The sequence below is a fragment of the Paenibacillus nicotianae genome (assembly GCF_042681745.1).
In the GTDB taxonomy this organism is placed as follows: domain Bacteria; phylum Bacillota; class Bacilli; order Paenibacillales; family Paenibacillaceae; genus Saccharibacillus; species Saccharibacillus nicotianae.
The window spans coordinates 1,359,775-1,382,651 of the sequence record NZ_JBHUGF010000010.1 but is presented as its reverse complement, the minus strand read 5'-3'; the positions used below and the strand labels follow the sequence as shown (position 1 = coordinate 1,382,651).

The 22,877-nt window shown below is 39.2% G+C and carries 19 protein-coding genes; 5 read left to right on the top strand and 14 right to left on the bottom strand.

The window, feature by feature from the left end:
* Window positions 1–156: 156 nt before the first annotated feature.
* The 3 genes from ACFSGI_RS10375 to ACFSGI_RS10365 are packed head-to-tail and all read left to right on the top strand — an operon-like array spanning window position 157 to window position 2,875.
* The gene (locus ACFSGI_RS10375; RefSeq protein ID WP_204824060.1) at window positions 157–1,281 is read left to right on the top strand and encodes an ABC transporter ATP-binding protein; all 1,125 of its coding nucleotides are present in this window, start codon (window positions 157–159) and stop codon (window positions 1,279–1,281) included.
* A complete protein-coding gene (locus ACFSGI_RS10370) occupies window positions 1,281–1,934 on the top strand; it encodes an ABC transporter permease (protein ID WP_204824059.1) in 654 nt (217 codons plus the stop codon). Before ACFSGI_RS10375 ends, ACFSGI_RS10370 begins: the two co-directional genes overlap by 1 nt.
* A gap of 29 nt (window positions 1,935–1,963) precedes the next feature.
* The gene (locus ACFSGI_RS10365) at window positions 1,964–2,875 is read left to right on the top strand and encodes a glycine betaine ABC transporter substrate-binding protein (RefSeq protein WP_204824058.1); all 912 of its coding nucleotides are present in this window, start codon (window positions 1,964–1,966) and stop codon (window positions 2,873–2,875) included.
* 74 nt (window positions 2,876–2,949) lie between these two features.
* On the opposite strand, the gene bshB2 is transcribed toward ACFSGI_RS10365, so the two are convergent.
* The 8 genes from bshB2 to ACFSGI_RS10325 form a co-directional block, all read right to left on the bottom strand.
* A complete protein-coding gene (gene bshB2, locus ACFSGI_RS10360; protein ID WP_204824057.1) occupies window positions 2,950–3,642 on the bottom strand; it encodes a bacillithiol biosynthesis deacetylase BshB2 in 693 nt (230 codons plus the stop codon).
* Complete coding sequence (locus tag ACFSGI_RS10355) at window positions 3,642–3,986, bottom strand: YojF family protein (protein ID WP_204824056.1); 345 nt, start codon at window positions 3,984–3,986, stop codon at window positions 3,642–3,644. The genes bshB2 and ACFSGI_RS10355 overlap by 1 nt, the downstream gene beginning before the upstream one ends.
* 329 nt (window positions 3,987–4,315) lie before the next feature.
* Window positions 4,316–5,482 (bottom strand): rhamnogalacturonan acetylesterase, encoded by a 1,167-nt coding sequence (locus tag ACFSGI_RS10350; RefSeq protein WP_379283137.1) that lies wholly within the window; start codon window positions 5,480–5,482, stop codon window positions 4,316–4,318.
* 249 nt (window positions 5,483–5,731) lie between these two features.
* A complete protein-coding gene (locus ACFSGI_RS10345; RefSeq protein WP_204824055.1) occupies window positions 5,732–6,160 on the bottom strand; it encodes a universal stress protein in 429 nt (142 codons plus the stop codon).
* Window positions 6,161–6,328: 168 nt separating this feature from the next.
* On the bottom strand, window positions 6,329–7,420 hold the full coding sequence (locus tag ACFSGI_RS10340) for a YhgE/Pip domain-containing protein (protein WP_204824054.1): 1,092 nt from the start codon (window positions 7,418–7,420) through the stop codon (window positions 6,329–6,331).
* Between the two features lie 100 nt (window positions 7,421–7,520).
* Window positions 7,521–7,952 (bottom strand): MarR family winged helix-turn-helix transcriptional regulator, encoded by a 432-nt coding sequence (locus tag ACFSGI_RS10335; RefSeq protein WP_204824053.1) that lies wholly within the window; start codon window positions 7,950–7,952, stop codon window positions 7,521–7,523.
* A gap of 89 nt (window positions 7,953–8,041) precedes the next feature.
* Window positions 8,042–8,293, bottom strand: a complete 252-nt coding sequence (locus ACFSGI_RS10330; protein ID WP_204824052.1) for a YolD-like family protein — start codon at window positions 8,291–8,293, stop codon at window positions 8,042–8,044.
* Between the two features lie 182 nt (window positions 8,294–8,475).
* Window positions 8,476–10,434, bottom strand: coding sequence for a glycoside hydrolase family 127 protein (locus ACFSGI_RS10325; protein ID WP_204824051.1), 1,959 nt, complete (start codon window positions 10,432–10,434; stop codon window positions 8,476–8,478).
* A 198-nt stretch (window positions 10,435–10,632) separates the two neighbouring features.
* Here ACFSGI_RS10325 and ACFSGI_RS10320 point away from each other — a divergent pair, with 198 nt between their 5' ends.
* The gene (locus ACFSGI_RS10320) at window positions 10,633–11,961 is read left to right on the top strand and encodes an MATE family efflux transporter (RefSeq protein WP_204824050.1); all 1,329 of its coding nucleotides are present in this window, start codon (window positions 10,633–10,635) and stop codon (window positions 11,959–11,961) included.
* Between the two features lie 113 nt (window positions 11,962–12,074).
* On the opposite strand, the gene ACFSGI_RS10315 is transcribed toward ACFSGI_RS10320, so the two are convergent.
* Window positions 12,075–12,839 carry an SDR family NAD(P)-dependent oxidoreductase gene (locus ACFSGI_RS10315; RefSeq protein WP_204824049.1) on the bottom strand — a complete coding sequence of 255 codons (765 nt, stop codon included), beginning with the start codon at window positions 12,837–12,839 and terminating at the stop codon, window positions 12,075–12,077.
* A gap of 205 nt (window positions 12,840–13,044) precedes the next feature.
* Here ACFSGI_RS10315 and ACFSGI_RS10310 point away from each other — a divergent pair, with 205 nt between their 5' ends.
* On the top strand, window positions 13,045–14,709 hold the full coding sequence (locus ACFSGI_RS10310) for an EAL domain-containing protein (RefSeq protein ID WP_204824048.1): 1,665 nt from the start codon (window positions 13,045–13,047) through the stop codon (window positions 14,707–14,709).
* A 132-nt stretch (window positions 14,710–14,841) separates the two neighbouring features.
* Here ACFSGI_RS10310 and ACFSGI_RS10305 read toward each other — a convergent pair whose 3' ends face one another.
* The 5 genes from ACFSGI_RS10305 to ACFSGI_RS10285 form a co-directional block, all read right to left on the bottom strand.
* Window positions 14,842–16,974: a glycoside hydrolase family 6 protein gene (locus tag ACFSGI_RS10305; RefSeq protein WP_204824983.1), complete on the bottom strand. Its 2,133-nt coding sequence runs from the start codon at window positions 16,972–16,974 to the stop codon at window positions 14,842–14,844.
* A gap of 474 nt (window positions 16,975–17,448) precedes the next feature.
* The gene (locus ACFSGI_RS10300) at window positions 17,449–18,411 is read right to left on the bottom strand and encodes a hypothetical protein (RefSeq protein WP_204824047.1); all 963 of its coding nucleotides are present in this window, start codon (window positions 18,409–18,411) and stop codon (window positions 17,449–17,451) included.
* A gap of 366 nt (window positions 18,412–18,777) precedes the next feature.
* Window positions 18,778–20,808 (bottom strand): Na+/H+ antiporter, encoded by a 2,031-nt coding sequence (locus ACFSGI_RS10295; RefSeq protein ID WP_204824046.1) that lies wholly within the window; start codon window positions 20,806–20,808, stop codon window positions 18,778–18,780.
* A 187-nt stretch (window positions 20,809–20,995) separates the two neighbouring features.
* Window positions 20,996–21,907 (bottom strand): ABC transporter permease, encoded by a 912-nt coding sequence (locus ACFSGI_RS10290; RefSeq protein WP_204824045.1) that lies wholly within the window; start codon window positions 21,905–21,907, stop codon window positions 20,996–20,998.
* A gap of 32 nt (window positions 21,908–21,939) precedes the next feature.
* Window positions 21,940–22,869, bottom strand: a complete 930-nt coding sequence (locus tag ACFSGI_RS10285; RefSeq protein WP_204824044.1) for an ABC transporter permease — start codon at window positions 22,867–22,869, stop codon at window positions 21,940–21,942.
* Window positions 22,870–22,877: the final 8 nt, after the last annotated feature.

The window sequence follows — 22,877 nt, the reverse complement described above, 5'->3', positions numbered from 1 at the left end:
TTCTCACTTCTATAGCATACTCAATGATAAATCCCCCTTTTCTTTCAGAATTATGATTCAGATGTCAATGGTTGTACATACGATAGTTATAGCTTAGATCCAATCAGCTATGAGGTAACGTAAACAAAAAAGAAATACGATAAAGGAGTACAAGTTATGATTAAATTTGAAAATGTAAGCAAAACGTATCCCGATGGTTTTCAAGCTGTAAAGTCACTTAATTTTGAAATACGTGATGGTGAATTTCTAGTCTTTATCGGTCCAAGCGGATGTGGTAAAACAACAACGATGAAAATGATCAACCGTCTGGTATCTCATACCGGAGGTACTTTGTCTGTAAATGGAAAAGATATCAAAAAGCAAGATCCGGTCAAATTACGCCGTACGATGGGCTATGTTATCCAACAGGCTGGATTGTTTCCTCACTATACGATTGAGCAAAATATCGCGCTGATGCCTGAACTCAAAGGCTGGGATGAACAAAAGAAAAAAGCTCGTGTGATCGAAATGCTTAATCTGGTTGGTCTAGATCCTGAATTATTCGCTAAGCGATATCCCAAAGAATTATCCGGCGGACAGCAACAACGTGTCGGTGTAGCGCGTGCACTTGCAGCCGATCCTGATATTGTATTGATGGATGAACCTTTTGGAGCACTTGATCCGATTACACGAGAACAATTGCAAGATGAACTACTACGTCTACAACGTGATCTGAAAAAAACAATCGTTTTTGTTACTCATGATATGGACGAAGCTTTGAAATTAGGCGATCGTATTGCTGTGATGAAAGACGGCGAATTGTTACAACTTGATACGCCTGATATGTTATTGCGTGAGCCATCTCATGGTTTTGTAGAAGAATTTATTGGCAAAAACAGATTGTACCAGAATCCAGAGTATATTCCGGTGACGGATCTGATGCGTAAAGATCCGTCTACTTCGCTTCCGGATCGTACCCCTGCCAAAGCTATTACTTTCATGCGTCAACGCAAAACAGATACATTGTTAATTACTGATGCACAAGGCATCTTACTTGGAGTCGTATCTGCATACGATGTGCTTGCTAACATCGATACCGTAGCGACAATCGGCGAGATTATTAAGCCAGTACTTCATATCTTAAAACCAACAGATACAGCGCAAGATGCGCTATTAAATGTGGTAGAAGCTAAAAACGGAATTTTACCGGTAGTCGATGAACAAGGAAAATTGGTAGGTATAGTAACTCGTGGTACTTTGCTGACGATGTTTGCTAATCACTGGGCTGGAGGCGAAGTATAATGGAAAACATATCATTGTGGGAACAATTTATCCGTCAGTTTAATCTTCGTGGTCCTGAGCTACTTGGAGCGACTGGTGTTCATATTAAATTAGTATTGATCTCGATGTTAATTGCTATTGTTATAGGTGTGCCTGCTGGTATTCTGGTTGCACGTATCAAAGGATTACGTACACCGATTATAGGCGTAGCCAGTATTTTGCAGACTATTCCGGGTCTGGCTTTACTTGGATTTATGATTCCGATTTTCGGGATTGGTACGATTACAGCAGTAGCTGCATTATTCCTGTATTCTCTACTTCCTGTTATTCGTAATACATTTACAGGAATCAAAGATGTCGATCCAGCAATTATTGAAGCCGCTAAAGGCATGGGCTTAACGAGTCGTCAAATTTTGTTTCGTGTTCAGCTTCCACTTGCACTATCTGTCATCATGGCGGGAATCCGTACAGCTACCGTTATTAACGTAGGTACAGCGACGTTAGCTGCTTTTATAGGTGCAGGTGGTTTGGGAGACTTTATCTTCCTCGGTATTACTCGTAATATTGATGCCCTTATTCTATTGGGTGCTATTCCTGCGGCAATTCTTGCATTGTTATTCGATTACTTGCTGGGATTGGTAGAACGTTGGACAACGCCACGAGGATTGAAATAAGGAATCTGAAATGCAGGAGGAATAAAGTGATGAACCTAAATAAACGCTTGGGTACGTTATTGATATGTATATTGACTATAACTGCTCTGCTAACGACAGCTTGTAGCAACTCGGCAGCTACTGAAGGAACGACCGGTGGAGAAATCACGATCGGTTCCAAAAACTTTACTGAAAACATTATACTGGCTTATCTGATGGCAGATATGATTGAAAATCGTACCGGCATTAAAGTCAATCGTAAAGTGAATCTAGGTGGATCAAGTGTTGCCTGGACTGCTCTTCAAAATAACAATATTCAATTGTATCCTGAATATACAGGAACCATTGTTGCTAACTATTATCAACAAGAGACAACCGATTCTACAGGAACACTAGCAAGCGCTAAACGTTTGATGAAAAAAGATGATTTGCAATTTATTGCTCCGTTTGGATTTAGCAATACGTATTCGCTGGCAGTCAATCAAGAAACAGCGCAAAAGTATAATCTAAAAACATTTAGTGATCTAGCGAAAGTATCGCCTAATCTTGAATTAGCATCCGAATTTGAATTCACCGATCGTGCAGATACGTATCCTGGATTGAAGAAAAAGTACAATATGATTTTCAAAGATGTTAGAGGTATGGATCAAGGTATCAAGTACCGTTTGATTGGTCAGCATGACACTGATGTAGTAAGTGTCTACTCGACCGATGGTCAGATCAAGCTTAATAATCTATTTGTGCTCAAAGACGATAAGCACTTTTTCCCACCTTATGATGCAGGTGTAGCTGTTCGTTCAGAGACGCTACAGAAATATCCAGCAATTCAAAAAGCTTTAGAAGCATTAGAAGGCAAAATCAGTGAACAAGATATGCAGACGATGAACGCTAAAGTGGATCAAGGTTTCCGCGAAGATGATGTTGCTCACGATTTTCTTGTTTCTAAAGGCTTAATTAAATAAAACAAAAAGCAGTCATACTCTTCTTATTCACATAGGAAGAAATATGACTGCTTTTTTTGTGTTAACGCTCTATATTAAACCTGATGTGTCCAGAAGCGTTCTTTACCGAAACGCTCTTTGATTTCTTTATCTTTTAATGGGTTCTGACCTAGCATTTCAACCGCTTGAAATTGAGAACGGTGTGCCTCGATTGATTTCATTTTATTTTCTAAATAATCACTGACATCATTTTCGATATCAGGATGCCCTAGTTCAGCATAACAATTTTTAGAAAATGCCATCGTATGCAATAATGGACGTTCTGCTTGAGGTAGACGTTCTACTGCACGTACAACAGCCGCTCCGGTAGCATCATGGTCTGGATGAACGCTATACCCTGGAGAGAATGTAACGATCAATGAAGGCTTGAGTTCAACGATCATATCGTAAATCGCGCCATCCAATACTTCTTTGACTTCAAATTCAATCGTTTTGTCATGGAAGCCAAGCATACGCAAATCTTGAATCCCGATAGCTTGTGCAGACTCTTCCAATTCACCTTTACGAATAGTAGGTAATCCAATACGGTTTGTAAAAGGAGGAATCCCCATATTACGTCCCATTTCACCAAGAGTTAGACAAGCGTATGTTACTTGACCACCGCCAGCAATATGTTTGGCAAGTGTACCGGACAAGCTGAATGCTTCATCATCAGGATGTGGCAATACGACAAGGATACGAGAATCAGCAGGAATAAGAGAGAATGTTGTTTTTTTATTATTGTCCATTAGAAAGGCTCCTTACTTAGTTGCAAAGCAACTACTAATTTACCTTGCGTATCATGACCGGCTAGAATAAGACGCTCTTGCTCGGTTTCTTCATAATGGGTTAATCCTTCTGAATATACCCAACCTAGCTCTGTTTTGAGCCCTACACGATAAGGCCCTTCACCAGAGATAGAGCCATGAATATAACGTAAAGTTGCATTGCTGATAAAGGTCGCTGCTGGATGCTTGGTACTATCCAGATGAGCCGCATATGCTCCAGTGGTCATTTCCAAATGAATATACAAATCTTGATCTTGTAGATCATCGATTCGTTGTTGAATCAAAGTTGGTTCGATAAGTAACATAATATATCCTCCATCAGGTCTGATCTTTTATAGCCAAAGATCGGATTAAGTTATTCATAACATTGAAAAGCTAATCGTATATAGTCTACCTTTCAAAACACTTCATAGCAATACTTAACGTATTATACTATAATTTCTTTAGTTATGTATGAACATCCTTACACCAAAAATCACCCAAAGCCGCCAACGTTAAACAACGAAGAGGCTTTGGGTGATAATTTTTCACTTATAATGATTCGGTAAAACAAATACACTCATCGAATATACATTATGACGTTGAATCAAATATAAAGTATACATATGAATTACAATCACTACAGTACAATCAATCAGTACAGACCTTGAGCTTTCATATTTTCTACGACGATACGAGCCAACTCTGTTGCGCCTGCATAATTAGGATGCAATGTATCTCCATTCATATACAGAGCAAGCGTAGCATTTGCACCGATTGAAGTGAAATAAGCAGAGCTGAGTATATTAAGGTCGATTAACGGTACATTTTCTTCTTGAGCTAGTGCTATTGTAGCTGCACGATACCAGCGACCTTCTGCATGATGCACGCCTGAACTATCGAAATCAGTCGCTCTCCCTTGAGGAGTAGATAAGATAACCGTTGCTCCTTTAGCTTTTACTTGCTTTACCATATCGCGCATAATCTCTTTAAATTGTGCTTCTGTTGTATTATTTTTGGCATTCGTATCATTGATTCCCAGTTGCACAATAAAGTAATCACCTGGTTTGATGTATTTCAAAATGGCTTCAAGTTGTCCATCATCACGAAATCCACGAGCGATCTGTCCACCGGATGCCATATTGCGTACTAAATAATCATTTTGATTGATGAATTTAGATAACATCTGCCCCCATCCACCTTGTACACTATTGGCTAATGGATAGTAGTTGGCTACTGTTGAATCACCACCGACATAGATCGTTGGGTGTGTTGTAGGATTGGTAGAGACTTGAGTAATCTCTAATGCACTTAATGTAAAGACTGCGCCTACTTTACCTTCGGTCACTAAAAGATTAAGCTGACCGTCTGTAATAGGAATCTGAAATTGATCAGTGGCAAGATCGCCCGTCATATTAATAAGCTGATATACCCCTTCTGCCGCTACACTAGAGCGAGTCGTATTGCCGAGGGTTACTTTGACTTCATACAGCCCATTGGGCAAATCCACATTGAACGTATTATTACTTTTCGTGCCAAATGTTACAAATTGAACAGCATCGCTTCCTATGCCTGTGCCTGAAGCAGATACATTTTTGATATTTGATGGTGTATTGAATCCATATCCAGTAGAGGGATTATAGGCTGTAGAAGCTTGAACACCTGTATATCCAGATACTACACTACCAGCGCCAAAATCAAATTTGTAAGCGGTTGCAGAAGCGTGTACAGCAGATGATTGTCCCCAGCATGTACTTAACAATGCGCCTACCAACATCATACAGCTTAAAGTGCCCCATTTACTTCGTAGTTTGCTTTTCATTATCCATCCTCCTCTAAAATGTTAACGTTTTCATTACAGTGTTACTTATTCGCTTGAGAAGAGAAGTTATCCTTTATATCAACCGAGATATTCTTTATCAAAATGTAGAAATAAGAATATAAGAATATAGATACTACAGTACTGCTACAGATAAAATGTAAAATACACACCAAATATCCTGCTCACAAATAGCGGCAGGATATTGGCTAACTCCATTTATTCCAACAGAGTTATTGTATTTGGTTCTTTTTATTTCACAATCATCACTGGAGATTTAGCACGTTGAGTAACATAATGACTCACACTACCCATTACAAATTCGCTCACTGTTCCTAAGCCACGACTACCCATAATAATAAGATCTGCTTCAATACGATCAGCATACTTAACAATACCTTTGCCTGCACTACCTTGAATAACCGTAGCTTGAGCGTTCGGAATCGTTGAGATCAAGCGACGAAGATTAAGGCGTACATCCTCTTCTTCATGGTCAAAATAAGATTCTAGTTCATGGGTAGGAATGATTAACGGCTGTTCTAAAATTTCTGTAGACGTGGAATCCACATACAATACTTCAATGTGAGCGTTGAGCTCTGTTCCTAGTCCGATTGCTTTTTCCAATGCTTTTTGAGAGTGTTCTGAGCCATCATAAGGAACGAGAATGTGGGATAATGACATGGTTAACGCCTCCTTTTGGAATAGTACAGATCATTGATACACTACAATCTTATTCACTTCACCTTATCATCTGGCAGTATATATGCTTTTTTGATAAATCCACAGGTGATTTCTACAAAGCAGATATCGTACTAAATGTCTTGCTGTAGACATGCCTTTTCCTTCAGCTTAGTGGCTACCTGCCGGATGACTTATAGGGCTTGGTGCTGGCTTGATCAGCGCTGTACGAATCCATGTGATTCCAAAAGTAACAATAGCTATCCATAGTAAATGAATCACAAAGGAAGAAATAGAAGCCCCACTATAAATTAACCTTAAATAGCCCTGTATAGCATTAGGAGCTGGTAAAAAGTGGCCTACATTTCGATATAAAGGAGATAACATAGCAGCAGGGATAATATTTCCGGCTGTCATCAACTGAAGCGGAATGAGCGCTACGTTGAACAATGGAGCGACATTGCCGAACAAAGAGAATGCCATTTGTGTAACAGCGATACAAGAAATATAGACCAACAGATGAAAACTCCACATTTGCCAGAACGAAGCAACCGTATCTGCAAACAACGACGCGACTGTTGTAATGACTAATGAAGCCACAACAGCGATCACAAGCAGTAATATCTGTCTTCCCCAAAAGATCTGCCACTTACTATGATCACGCTTTAACATCATAGATGCAATATTTAATTGGATATTCATGGTCATTACACCAACATATGTGACAAAACCTAAAATCATCGGCAACATCGAAACTGCAAAATTCGAAATATCATGTGTTTTAACAATATTAGTGGTCACGATCTCTTGATGAACATCAGCAAAAGCATGTTCTCCAATCGTAGCGGAAATTTGCGTAGCAGAACTTTGAACAATCGATTTGGCAATATCTGAATTACCTTGATTGATATAATAATTTATTTGAGTACTACCTTTAGATGACACATCTTCTGTAAAATGAGCCGGAATAGAAATGACCATTGTTAGATCACCATTGTCCATCTGTTGTTGTGCTGTGGTTAATGAATCATAAGCCTTAGTCTGATAAGGAACACCTGTAGTGATCGCTTGAGCGATACGTTCTCCTTGCTGTCCATCTTCATTCACAATTCCAACCACCAGTTGATCTACTCGTTCAGTTGCTCCATGATATCCAGTCATCCAAAATAATAAAAATACTAAAGGTACAAAAATAGAAAATACAATCCCTACTTTGGTTTGTGTAATGCCCAAAAAATCTTTAAATGTTTTGAATACAGTCATTTGTTCTCCTCCAACTATCTTTTCTCTTTTTTACAAAATACATGCATAGGATATAAATGGTTGTGCATGTATTACACCAAAAAATATCCAGCTGACAACATCAGCGGGATAAATGTTCAAACGTCTGATTGATCATCGCAATGAATTGCTTGGTTTGTTCCGGGGTGAACAATGCGTTAATCTCGTCGTCCACTTCTTGCATCATCGGCTTCGTCTGCTGAATTAATTCTTGACCTTTGGTTGTTAAATGTAACAATACAGCCCGGCGATCCGAAGGATCAACAGTACGTGTTAGCAATTTCTTATTTTCCAGACGATCCAGTGTTTTGCCGATACTGGTCTGGTCTTTGGAAATTAACTCCGCTAACGCTTTCTGTGAGATTCCGTCATGACTTGCTAGATTATTAAGCACACCAAATTGTTCTGGAGTAATATCATAATCAAGTAATAAATGAGATGCTTTTTTCTTATAGGATAAATAGGTTCTTGATAGTAATAAACCTAACGGGTTCTGCTCTTGGTTAAATGGCATAATGATCCTCCTAAAAAAATACTAGCATAGCCGATTATCGACTATGCTAGTATATTCTGGTTACAAAGGTTTTGTCAAAAAGTATTTATTTAATCTCGTGGATAGTTCACACCCATGATATCCATAAATTTCACTTTGTTAACTTCTTCTTCATATTGTACATGTACTCTACCTGTACGTGGATCCATATTTACAATCTGACCACGTACAGGTTCTTCTGCGCCCCACACTGTCAGCAAAATTTCCGATTTCTCTTGATAGGCTTCAGTAAGTTGATTACCAATTTCTTCTAGTGCAAATTCATCCCTTGTTGGACGTTTTGCTACTTTTGCTTTAGCCAAAATTAACCCCCCTTTACACTTCTCTATTCTATTTTACATTTAACTTGATATTGATACAATAGTTCACACTAAAAAATAAGCACAAACGTTCGCTTTTTTTGATAATTTGACATTTTTTCATCTGATTTTCTGCAAAATAAAGAGGCACGACATCTAACTATCGTACCTCATAGATTATACGGTTAACTTTTACGAATCCAGACAGCCATATCGCCTTCGCTACGATTCGCCCATAGAAAATAAGGAATCGCTGTAAATGGCTGTTCTTGAATCGTAGGCGGACTATCTTGATACAAATGATCATCCCAATCGCTGGTCTGTTCGCGAGTAGCTGTGCCTTCTATTACAACAGCTCCTCCTAGTAATTGATCATCAAATCGTGCCGTTAATGATTGTGTCGGGTTGATCGATAGTGCAGAGATTAATTCTCCATTATCTGCTTGTTCCAGACAGTAGACCAGTGGCCCATGTTGCAAAGCGATTTTGCCAGAAGCAGCGCGTAATCTAGGATGACTATGAATCACTTGCACATGCATTTCCATATTCCACTCTACCCGATCATCTGCCGACCACTCTCGCTGAATATAGATATATCCATCCTGTACCAAAGATTGATAGTCAATAGATTCACCATTGATCGTTAGCGAAGCTTTTTTGCACCAACCCGGTAAACGTAAAGCTAATGTAAAGGATAAAGGTTGTTCCAATTGGAACGAAAAGCGTGTTGCTCCATTCCAGGGATATCCACTTTCTTGCTTGATCACAACAGATTGTTCTCCAAGTGCTAACTCTGCTTCGCCACCAATATAGAGATGGGTATAAATAGTATCTGGATTAGTACTGTAAATGTATTGTCCTAATGAACTCACCAGACGTGCAATATTAGGCGGGCAGCAAGAACACCCGAACCATTTCTGACGGACAGGCTTCACATGATGCTTACCCGGATTATGATGACATGCAGACGGCCATACTTCCAATGGATTTACATAGAAATAATGTTTACCATCCTGCGCCATGCCACCTATAACTGTATTATAAAGTGCACGTTCTAATACATCGGCATATTCGCCTTTGGCTTCGATCTGTAACATCCGATGTGCAAAAAATACTATTCCTACCGCAGCACATGTCTCGGAATATCCGCTATCGTTAGGTAGATCGTAATCGATTGTGAATGCTTCACCATGATGCGTAGAACCTATCCCTCCGGTCACATACATTTGCTTGTGTACCATATTGCTCCATAAAGTCTGACAGGCTTGATATAGACTGGTATCACCTGTTAAGCCAGCAAGATCAGCCATTGCTGTGTACATATAGACTGCCCGAACAGCATGCCCTACTGCTTCTTTTTGCTCTCGTACCGGAACATGTGCCTGACTGTATTGAAGATTGATCTCATTCGTTTTGCCTACAAAAAAGTTAATTCGATCTCGCTTCTCCCATTCTTGTGTTAAAAAGTTAGGCTGTTGTCCACGCTCATCGATAAAAAATTGACTCAATTGCAGATAACGTTGTTCTCCTGTCAGTCGGTATAATTTGACCAGAGCAAGTTCAATCTCTTGATGCCCGTCATATCCACGTAGTTGACCTTCTGCTGTTCCGAATACAGTATCAATATAATCGGCTAGACGGCAGACAACATCCAGCAGTTTTTGTTTACCTGTTGCTTGATAATAAGCTACTCCTGCTTCAATCATATGCCCGGCTGTATAGAGTTCATGACAATCGGCTAGATTTGTCCAGCGCTTCTCCGGTTCTTTAATTGTAAAATATGTATTTAAATATCCATCTTCACCCTGTGCTTCTGCAACAAGATCAATCACTTCATCAGTCAGACGCTCCAATTCTGCATCAGGATGAGTCATTAACGAATAACCAACCGCTTCAATCCATTTGGCTACATCGGTATCTTGAAAAACAAATCCGTTAAATTGCCCTTCTTTGCGACCGGCAGCAATTTCAAAATTCTGAATAGCATAACTAGGTTCAGCATCAGCAATACGGTCATGCAGAGCATCATACTGATAAGGAATCACAACCTGACGTACCAGTTCATTGTATTTTGTCCAAAATTCGTCTGCAATACGTACTTCTTTAGGTGTCACCGTATTTAGCATTTTATTCAGGGTAGACATAAGTATTCTCTCCTTTAGATGAGTTCTATTGGATATGATATCGCTTTGTAATGATTACGCTTTCAAATAATTGTTTATGTTATTATTAATTAATATCACATTTATTAACGATATACAATCATTTCATACAAATGAGATCATACATAGTGTTATTGTTTAATCGTAGTCATTTCGATTAATTTATGGTATAACAAAAGTATGAAACCATTACAATCTTCTACTCCGTTCAGTTATCGCAGTTATCTTGCTTTAAGTATTCCATTAATTATTTCCACAGTTACCACTCCTTTGCTTGGTGCTGTAGATACCGCTGTTGTTGGTCATTTATCAAGTAGTATTTACATAGGTGGCGTTGCTATTGGTACCCTTATTTTTAATACGTTATACTGGCTGTTTGGCTTTTTAAGAGTCAGTACTTCTGGATTTGCAGCTCAAGCCAAAGGAGCAGGACAATTAGAGAAAGGTTTTTCTGAATTGGTACGCCCTACTATTATCGCTATTCTGATCGGCTTACTTTTTATTATATTGCAGTATCCTATTTTACAAGGTGTACTGGCATGGATCAGACCCGGCGCTGATATTCGTGAGCAAGCTTCGATTTATTTTCATATTCGAATCTGGGGTGCTCCAGTGACTTTACTGAATTATGTTATTCTAGGCTGGCTTATTGGCATGGCACATGTGAGACAGACGTTGTTTTTGCAGATTGGTATTAATGTACTTAATATGATTCTTGCGATTGTCTTTGTACATGTGTTCCACTGGCAAGTCGCAGGAGTAGCTTCTGCTACATTGATTGCAGAGATAGCTGGTCTGGTATTTGGAATTGTATTAATCTGGCGTTCGCCGTATTTTAAATGGGGATCGATTTCTCAAGCAGGAGTATTTAATCGTGAAGCGTTGCGCCGTATGATTAGCGTAAATAGTGATCTATTTATCCGTACGATCTGCTTATTGGCGATGTTCAATATATTTACAGCAAATAGTACTTCATTTGGGCCGGAACTGCTGGCAGCTAATGCGATCTTATTGCAAGTCCATTATATTATGGCTTACTTTTTCGATGGTTTTGCCAATGCAAGCAGTATCTATGCAGGACAAGCTGGAGGTTCTCGTAATCCATTACTCCTTTGGCAAACGATCCGTTGGTCGTGGTACAGTTCATTTTTACCTGCTTTGTTAATTGTGATTGTTTATTGGATTTTCCATGAACCATTACTAGGATTATTTACAGATTCAGCAGCTACGATTGCACTTGCGAATGAGTATAGTTTCTGGTTATTGTTATTTCCTTTAGTTACAGGTGCAGGTCTGGTATTTTACGGTTTATTTACAGGGTTATCGGTAACCGCCCCTATTCGTAATTCGATGATTATTTCTTTCGTATTGTTTCTAGTCGTTCTTTGGATAGCTGTGCCTGTGTATGGTAATCATGGATTATGGTTAGCATTTATCGTATTCGGGCTTGGACGAAGTATATTTTTGTTAATCCGTATTCCTCGTTTACTTCAAGTTATTCCTGATTAATTCGTGGCTTGATTGTACAGAAAATCAACAACATAGCAAAAATAGGCATCCTTAATAGTAAGGTGCCTATTTTTGTACAAATTAAGTACATTATATATTGTTTAATAACGATTTTAAAATTCTTGCTGTGTCGGACGAATCAACACTTCATTAATAGCAACATGTTTGGGACGAGTCACTACATATTCTATTGCATCTGCAATATCTTGTGCTTCTAGCGGTGTAATATCACCAAACAATTTGCCCATCTCTTCCATTACTTCAGAACGGACATGAGAAGACAATTCGGTCTGTACCACACCAGGCTCTATCAATCCCACACGCACACCACGACCTGTTACTTCTTGACGTAGCGCTTCACTAAAAGCAACGACTCCAAATTTGGTCATATTGTATACAGCAGAACCAGCACCTGCACGACGACCTGCAACTGAACTAATATTGATCAAATCAGCAACTTGACGCTCGGATTGTTCTGCGGCTTTGAGTAAGTGCGGTAATGCAGCATGAGAAATATGCAATAATCCATTCACATTGATAGATACCATGCGTTCCCACTCTTCCGCAGGAGCATTCTCTGCTGGGCCTAACAACATCACACCTGCGTTGTTGACTACAATATCAAGATGGTTATATTGACTAATGGTTTGTTCAATCGCTTTTTGCGCTTGAGATTGATCTGTAATATCTGCTTCAATCGCCAAAGCAGAACCACCTTGTTCACTAATCTCTGTAACTAATTGATCCAGACGATCTTTGCGACGTGCTACCACGACTACAGTTGCGCCCTGTGCAGCTAGAGATTTAGCAGTTGCTTCCCCTATTCCGCTACTTGCTCCTGTAACTAATGCTACTGTTTCTTGTAGTTTTTTTGCCATGTATAACACTCCTTTATGCAGATTAAATTACAAATGTCTATAGTAATATACCCCTGTTAAGAAGAACACAATCAAATTTGAAACAATTCATTTAAAAAAAGAAGTTATCTTTTCTTCATATATGCTCTATACATACCGATTAAACCTAGTATATATTAAAAATAATTTTAAGATTATGATCAGTATGGTAAAGGAGTGGACCTAAATGAATAGCGAAGATTCACTGATTCATCCGCTTCTTAAGTTAGCTTTCGATGCTATGGAAGATCTAGTGTATATTATGGCTGTCCAAAATCGACAATTTGTCTATTGTTATGTTAATCGAAAAGCAGAATTGTTCAGTGGAATCTCAAAAAAGGATATCGGAAAAAACTTTTTTGAACTTTATAGTGAACGGAATCAGTATGAAATGGCGCAGTATTTGCACAATAAATATTCTAAAGTGCTGGTACAAGCGCAAAGTGTACGTTTTGATGAAGGTCATTTGCTACCGACAGGAACGTTAAGTGGAGAAAGTATTATTTCTCCAATTTTCAGTGAAAATCAGATCATTACCCATCTGGTCTGTATCACTCGAAGTTATGAAGAACGTCATCAGTATAAAGAAAAAATGCAATATTATGCTTACCATGATGAATTAACTCAATTGTTGAATCGACGTTTTTTGTATGAGTTCGTTACTCATCCAGCTTATTTATTTATGTTTGATATCGATAATCTCAAATATGTAAATGATACACTGGGTATGGAAAGCGGCGACGCTTTGTTGATCGAAGTCGCCGGGCGGCTCAAGCGTAATTTCAGTTCAGAATATATCAGTATTCGACTTAGTGGAGATGAATTTATACTGGTATCGAATCGCCAACAAGAACATCCTGAGCAGATGGCGCAGATTATTATTTCTTTGATGAATGAACCGTTTACCTTTAACAATCGTCAAATCAAAATTAATGTAAGTGTAGGTATTGCTCATTTCTCGGAAGACATCAATATTTCGATCGCTTTACGACGCGCTGATATTGCGCTTTTTCATGCGAAAACAAGTGGTCGTAATAAACATCATTTATTTTGTGAACAGACTCAGTATGAACAGGTCGTTCGCTTTAATTACGAATTAGCATTAAATAGTTGTCTGGAAAAAGAAGAGTTACAATTACTATATCAACCGATTTATGGTAATAAACAAAAGCAAGTCGTAGCTGTAGAAGCATTACTTCGCTGGAAAAAAGATCATAAATATATGGTTTCTCCGGCTGATTTTATTCCAGTAGCAGAACAAACTGGGCTGATTATTCCTATAGGAGAATGGGTAATTCGTCAAGCTTGTCATGACCTCCCTATTGTTCAAGCCAAGTATGGACAACAGACCAAAATTGCGATTAACATTTCTAGGATTCAATTAAGTGAACCTGATTTTATTGATCGTATTAATCAGATTCTAGAGGAAGAACAAGTAGATCCGCAGTATATCGATCTTGAAATTACGGAAAGTGTAGCTATGATCGATACAGTCAGCGAATGTTCTTCGCTACTTCAATTACGTGAACAAGGTTATACCATTTCGATTGATGATTTTGGTACAGGTTATTCTTCATTGAGTACATTAACCCGTCTACCGGTCGATAATATTAAAATAGATCGTTCTTTTGTAGCCCAGATGAATCCTCCGGTATTAAAAGCTTTGCTTGCGATGGCAGAAGCATTGGAGTTACACGTGGTTGCTGAAGGCATCGAACAAGAAGATCAATGGCGACAATTGTTAGAACTCGGTTGTAACGATTTTCAAGGATATTGGATTAGTTATCCGATGCCTCTTGACAATCTACCTGATCTCCCTCATTTTCTTTCGTCGGTATCAACAGATTGTTGAGAGTGATGTACTAGAAAGCTTCTAATGCTTCGATATAATTGTGAAGAAAAGACCTTATCCATTACAGGGATAAGGTCTTTTCTTATTCGTTATCTTATAAATCTCTACATGATTGGGAATAGCTTTGATCGATTATTGTGCTACTCCCCATACTAATGTACCGCCTTTATACAGTGTAACTTTGTTCCAATCAGCATAAGCTGTTTTCGTTGCATCGAATGAATAATCGTTGCTTTCGTCCAGTGGAGACCAATCATTTTTAGCCATACGAAGCTGAATATCTCCTGTTTGCGCTCCTGGTTGAAGCGTTCCTGCTCCAGTTGTAAAGCCTACTTCTACATAACCAGGTGTAAAGGTAGTCGTTACATTACTTTGACCAACTTGCGCCCAATCGACCCAAGCTGTCATATCAGCCGATCCTTCTTTAGAGAAATAATAGCGTAATTTCAGATCACTCAGATTAACAGCAGTTGTCCCTTTGTTTTTGATATTAAAATAGGGTTTGATCTGGCTATCATTGATATTGGTATCTCCTGCACGATACTGTACAACCAGATCGCTGACAGGGGTAGGTGTTGGCGTTGTTGGGTCTGTAGGTGTCGGTGGCGTAGTCGTTGTAGCTTGTGGCTTAGCGCTGACTATAGCTGAGTTCACACTCGAACCTACTGTGTTATTTGCAGTAACAACATAATAATACGTAGTCCCGTTAGTCACTGCTTTGTCTGTATACAATGTAGTTGTAATATTAGACCCTACTGTTGTAAAAGCACCGGTTGAACTGGTTGCTCTTTTGACAGTGTAGCTGGTTGCTCCTGTGATAGAAGACCAGTTTAATTTGACCTGACCATCTTCAGCAGTTGCTTTCAGACCTGTAGGTGCTGTTGGTACAGTTACAGGAGGCGTTGTAGGTGTTGTTGTAGAACCACCTATCGCTGGATACGCATTGTTGATCAACATGACAAATTGATCGTGGAACCAAGCACCAGAGATTGGAGCATTAGGTAGAGCACCTGTTAACACACCATCTGCTGTCGTAAAGGTAGGATCACACATGCGGTCAAATCCTTTACCTTCATTGTTCGGAATTAGTGAGCTAGAACCATCCGATTCTCCTGGAGGTTTCACCCATACGTAAGCATCCAAATGAGCACCTGGAGCTGAAGTTGGAGCTACCCCAATACCTGCTCCACTTGCATTACACCAGTTCCCCCGATGATCACGACGGTCTACACGTCCAGAGTTAACGTACGTATTGATATCATTTCCGATTGCGGCTGTTGGACGATTAGGTCCACCCCATCCGTTACGTCCTGTATCAATCAAGAATCCAATACTGCTTGGCCAGCCGGCACGTACAAAATCGTTATACAAAGCGCCTGTAAAGTCAGTCTCATCAAAGTATGGATTCCATTCATAGAATTTAGCAGATTTGATCGGTTGTCCGCCTACATTCAGATCAGGATTCGGTAGATTCGGTTCATTCAGCGGTGTAGTGTTAGCTGTATTGGTGACAAAGCCATCTACACTGGCAAGACCTGCTGTTGTACCTTGAACCACTTTAGTATACAAAGAGATGGTTGCTGTACGGTTGTTATCCCATCCCAACCAGCCAGAGTGACCGATATCTAGATAGTTGTATACATTTGGAATCGCATGAAGTTTGTTTAATGCATAGGTTACACCTGCTTCATAGATTCCAGTCGAACTTGCTTGAGCACAGCGTGCATCGCTCAAGTTAGTCACAAGGTTCGGTAAGCTATCCGGTTCAATGACATTTACAATACGAATATCTTGATATTTAGGATTTGCAAAAATATCTGCAATCACATCAATATATTCTGTTTTGTAACGTTCTAATCCGGCTGGAGTCAAAGGCAATTCGCCATTAGAAGCTAACGCATGACAATCGCGTCCAGGAAGATCATAAATAACAAAACTTGCAGTAATCGGTGTATTACCTTTTTTCTGTGCTAACGCAGCATCCAGATGAGCTTCTAAGCTAAGACGACCTGCATTGTTCGCACCACCGCCTATCGCATCAATTCGATCTAACCAGACAGATGTAGGATAGGATTTTATAGTTTCCATTTTTGCTTTGAGTGAAGCATCACTTACTTTCGCAATTGAAGCATTAACTTCCTTCGCATAATCAGGATTCACATATGCAGTCGCGCCAACAAACGGATTATCAACATGAGCTTCGGCATAAGCAGCCGGTGTAGAAAGGATAGGTAAAAGACTTCCAGTTAATAGTGAAACGGCCATCGTGTATTTCAATGTTTGCCAGATACTTTTTTTGGATTTCAAAAAATTCACCTTTCTTTCTAAAGTAATTTGGTTGGATAGTGTTTACCCATTTCAAAAGTAAGCGTTATCTTTTTTTGGATTAGCTTGCTTGTTCCCCTTCTGAATCACCTCCTCAGGGCTGATTATACTCAAACTTTTTACTGGTGTAAATTGGTAATTATGGATTTTAATTGTTTATAATTTTAAAATTGTTAACGTTTTCATCTCTTTTTTTATATATCATATTGATACTTATCAACACTTATGCGGAATATATTATATAACTTCTAAAATGAATTATTTTTTTATTTCCTAATTACCATATAATTCCATTATGAATTTATAGTCTAAATATACAAAAAAAGTGCTCTTCTTCCCCTCAGGTAAGAAAAGCACTTCATTCTATTTCAACTTATATGAATGTATAGATACTAATTTAGAATAATAAAAATATTATTGAGCGTTAATTGACCAGTTCGATACTGTTAATTTACCGTTACCGCTCATTACATCGGTACCGAATTTCACACCACTTACATAATCAAAAGATTTCAATTCGTTACGATCTAGCAAGTTTTTGATAAAATCAGAAATGTTTAAGTCTACGCTATCTGCATTTTCTGTTCTAACAAAAGTATATACATTGCCATCCATCGTATTAAAGTTCGATTGACCTTCCATATCGCTGTTCATACCTTTACGATATACATCCCAATTCGCGCCATCTAGACTTACCGTACCTAGAGAATCGCCCCATGTTGCGGTAGTTGTGGTCAGATCTTCATTGGTGGTTGCTGTAGAATCATTTTTATTTTCCATAACAGTAGAAGCTTTTTGTGAAGTAGATGTTACTAATTTTACAATCGCAGACGGTTTGGACTCTGCTCCAGCCCATTGAGTATTATGAATAAATACAGTGTAACCAGTGCTGTAATCGCCTGTTGCTCCTTCTGTTGAATAACTTACAGAAGTATCGATATCTTTCATTTGGCTTTGGCGTGAGCTAGAACTTGAACTGTTGTTATTACGTCTGTTTTCGTTATCTTTATAAATTTGAACAGGGAAATTACCTGCGTTCTCATAACCTGGTGTCCAATTCCAACCATAAGAGATCGCTGGTGAATATTGTGTACCTGTCATGTCTTTAGAATAAGCCCAGTTATAACCGAACGATGAATTGGTATCATAGAAAATAGATTGTGCAGAATCTTGAGTTTCACCTGTCATTGTATCTTTGGATGTATTCATGCCCGCCCAGCCTGTATTGGCTAAGTATCCATTGCTTCCCAAACTATAACTGTCATTCATGTTAGAACTCTCTGCTGCTGAAGCGGCACCTGGTAAAAGCAAAGACGCACTAATTGCAAATGTAACTAAAGCAAAAATAGGTTTTTTAAAAGTCGTTGATTTTTTCATCATGTTACCTCCAGTAGGATTATAGTTAGTGATCAATACGGAATACAATCGATTGACATAGCTCTAGAAAGAATATCTATTTTTAACTGTGCACAAAATAAGCACAGTATAGTCCATAGTAGAACACTTGCCGTTCTCATTCTCTCTATTTTCAAATGAATAGTCGTTTATCCCCAGGCATAACGTTAGATGTAACTCTAGATCATGCTTCGGGATAAACGTTTCATTTGGATAAGTCTTCTCTAATATAGAAGATCTATCTATCGACTACTTCCTATTCATAACTTACCCAACCCTGCAATAGGATAACCGAATTTGATAACCATTTATTGTAAAAAAATTGTTTTGCCTTAAATTTGACATATTTTAATTTTCCATCAGTATCCATTTTTCTAAATCCTGAACAAAATGACGCATTTTACGAGCATGTTGACGATCAATTTCGCCACTTTCATATAGTTCTTGTACTTTATCACGTTGATTTTGGATAGCGGTAGTAATGAGGTCAAGCTTTCCTTTATCCAGTGTGATATCAGGTAGTGCTTGCCCGGTCTGATATTGAATCGCATGAATTACTTTTTCATAGCGGGCGATAATTTTATTAGAAGCTAGTTGATTGCTTGGATTAATCTGTTTTTGAATAGATTCTATCGCAGCAATTGATGTATGCAATTTTAGCTTTTTCAGCATATGCGTTCGGGCTGCTTCATCTTGAGGTTCTTGTGATTCCGAATGTTCTACATTGGCAAGAGGAATCATCCCTTTCCACTTATCCAGACATTCCGCGATCCCTGTATCTGATCGATCTCGAAGTACCGTTTCCAGACGATCTAATCGATATTCAAACGTCATAGCCATCTCAGCGGTAATCTCAGCACGATCACGCAATCGTCTTACTTCTGTTCGTTCAGCATGGATACCATGTAAATAAATTTCCATCTCCTGCGGGCCCATTCCGTTGATCTCCATAATACGTTTTTGGAAAGCATCGCTTTTGGACATATATCCTTTGACTTCAGCGATCAAGTTACGGGCTGCTTCCTGATTGGAATCATTCATATTGGAATGAACCGATTGTACGGCTGCTTCTAAAATTTTCAGACGAATATCTTTTTCTGATTTTTTCTTTTTATCTGCTAGTGTAACGACAGGTTCAGGATCAGAAGATAATAACGGCAAGAAGATACTTGCTAAGATCAGACTAAGCAAAATAACACCTGCTGCAATAAATAAAATTAATTCCCGTTCAGGAAATGCTGTTCCATCATTGAGCACATATGGAATAGAAAAAGCGGCTGCTAATGTCAATGCTCCTCGAACTCCAGATAAAGAAGTTAATAATATCCCTCTTAGACTAGGTCGATTGGATTCAGAAGGTGTTTGTAACAAATAACGAACACTCCAGAAAGCATAGATCCAGATAAAGCGCAGTACATATAGAAGTAACGTAATCAGAACAACATAACCAAGCACACGCCCATTATTAAAATTAACATTTTGGAAAATAGTGCCCATAACTTCTGGAATCTGTACGCCCAGAATCATAAACACCAAGCCATTTAGCACAAATACAAGCACAGACCATGTACTGGTAGACACCAGTTGCATTTTAAGTTGCACCGATTCGGCACGATCCCGTTCCATCGCATGTACAATACCACCGGCAACAACTGCCAGGATACCGGATACACCAATTTCTTCAGCCAGCAAGTAGATTACAAATGGAGTTAAGATTTGCCACAAGACATGAACTGTAATATCTTCCATTCCCCAGCGTCGCAACCATACCTGACAACGAATCAGAATAAAAGACATCAATGCTCCAAGTGCCAATCCACCAAGCGCTACAAGTATAAAGCTAAATGAAGCTTGCCATAATGAAAAAGTACCTGTCACTGTAGCTGCCACTGCAAATTTAAAAGCAACCAGACCCGAAGCATCATTAAGTAAAGATTCACCTTCCAATAGACGATGAATCGATTGTGGTAAATGTACACGCTTGGCAAGTGAGCCTACAGCAACCGCATCGGTAGGCGACAAAATAGCCGCTAATGCAAAAGCTGCCGGTAAAGGAATACTTGGAATAAGACTATGAATCGCATACCCTGCAATCAACACCGTCGCAAATACAAGCCCAAATGCTAGCGCAATAATCGGCACCCGCAGATTCCATAATTCATCTCTTGGTGTCCGTCGTCCATCGTTATATAGTAACGGTGCAATAAACAACACAAGAAATAGTTCAGGATCAAGAGGTAACTCTACGCCTACAATCGAGACGATAATCCCGAGTGCTATCTGGAATAAAGGTACTGGAACCAGAGGAACCAGACGATTCAAAATATTAGAAATACCAATCATTAAAAGTAATACAAGTACAGCGATAAAGTACTCCATAGCCTTCCCCCTCTTTTTGCTCTAATCGATATGCAATAAATCTTGTCATTATTCCCCTTTACAGTCAAGAAAGAAACAATCTTTTTGAACTCAAACAAAACGTATACACTACAACCATATCCTTCAAGTGGATTTTGGTGTAGCATATACGCTCTAATTTTGCTTACGATATACATATAAGTATGGGCTATGATTTTAGATAAGAGCTTTTGGGATCTAATCGATCTCTAAGATCATCTCCTATGATATTGATCGCCAGTACAAATACAGTAATCGCCAATCCAGGAAATGTACATATCCACCATGCTACAGTGAGGTATCCTCTGCCTTGAGATAATAGTGCTCCCCAATCTGGAATTTCATGAATAACTCCTAATCCCAAAAAGCTAAGTCCCGCCCCTGTTAGAATCGCTGTACCCAGACCTAGTGTAGCCATTACAAGAATCGGTGAAATGGCATTAGGAAGAATATGCTTCCATACGATACGTAGACCTGAAGCGCCCAGAGAACGGGAAGCTTCTACATAACCTCGACTGCGTAGACTCACCATTTGTCCGCGTATGACACGAGCATAACCGGGTATCGCTGATACAGAGATCGCTATAATAATATTGATCAATCCCGGCCCAAGCGCAGCAGCAATCGCTAACGCTAACAACACACCTGGAATAGTCATTAAAATATCGATCAGTCTCATAATAATTGTATCCAGTATGCCGCCTTTATAACCTGCCAGTGTCCCTAGCAATACGCCTGCCAGAACACCGATCAGAACCGAACTGAATCCAATCAATAATGAATCCCGAGCACCATACACAACCAGACTGAATACATCTCTGCCAAAATAATCTGTTCCTAGCCAATTGATCGTATTCGGTGCTTGTAAAATGCGATCAGCTACCATTTCTACAGGCGAGTATGGGGCGATCCACTGAGGTACAAGCGCGCATATGATGATAAATGCAATAATCAGTAATGCACCATACCACATATAACGATTGGTCACTGCTTGCCATGACCATTTCTGGATGACATTTGATTGAGATTGCTGAGACTCCCAATCTGCTGTTAGTGTAGCCGATGGTGTGATCTGCTTCATCAATATCCTCCTTTCAATCATGCTAGCATCATTTACGTGAGTGAACGCCGGATACGAGGATCAATATAAGTGTACGAAATATCAACCAATAGATTGATAACGACATACAGAATAGCTGTAAAAAAAACGACTCCTTGTACTACCGGAATATCTCGCGCCATAATCGCATCAGCTAGAATACGCCCTATCCCTTGTCTGGAAAAAACAGTCTCAATTACTACTGTTCCTGCTAACATTTCCCCGATCTGCATACCGACTACAGTCACCACAGGAATCAAAGCATTGCGTAGTGCATGCTTATACATGATGACATGACGCGAGATTCCTTTTGCCCGTAAAGTAGTGATAAAAGGCTCGTTTAACACTTCTAACATGCTATTGCGTACCATTCGAATCACAAATCCTGCTCCAACGATCCCTAGTGTAATCGCTGGTAATACAAGCGTAGATATACCGTCAGACCCCATCGCCGGGAACCACCCCAGTTGAATAGAGAAGATTAAGATTAACAAAATACCTGACCAGAATGTAGGCATCGAAATACCGAACAATCCGATCGTACGAGCCAATATATCGATCCAACCATTACGATGAATAGCTGACAATATTCCGAGTACGACGCCGATCAACACCGCGATACAAGTGCTAGCCAAAGTTAAGATCAATGTGGAAGGGAAATTCGCCAAAATTTTGGGAAGTACCGGATCAGAATTGACCATAGATACACCAAAATCACCACGTAACATATCTGTTAGATAATGCCCAAATTGAATATAAAACGGTTGATCCAATCCTAACTGGATGCGCAGATTCTCTATCATTTCAGGAGTGGCATATGTTGGATCGATCATCGATAGAACAGGATCACCCGGTAACAGGTAAAAGATTGCAAATACCAGTGTTAATGATCCTAAAATAACCAGTAGCGACGAAATGATACGTGTAATAATCGTCTGTACCATGTGGACAT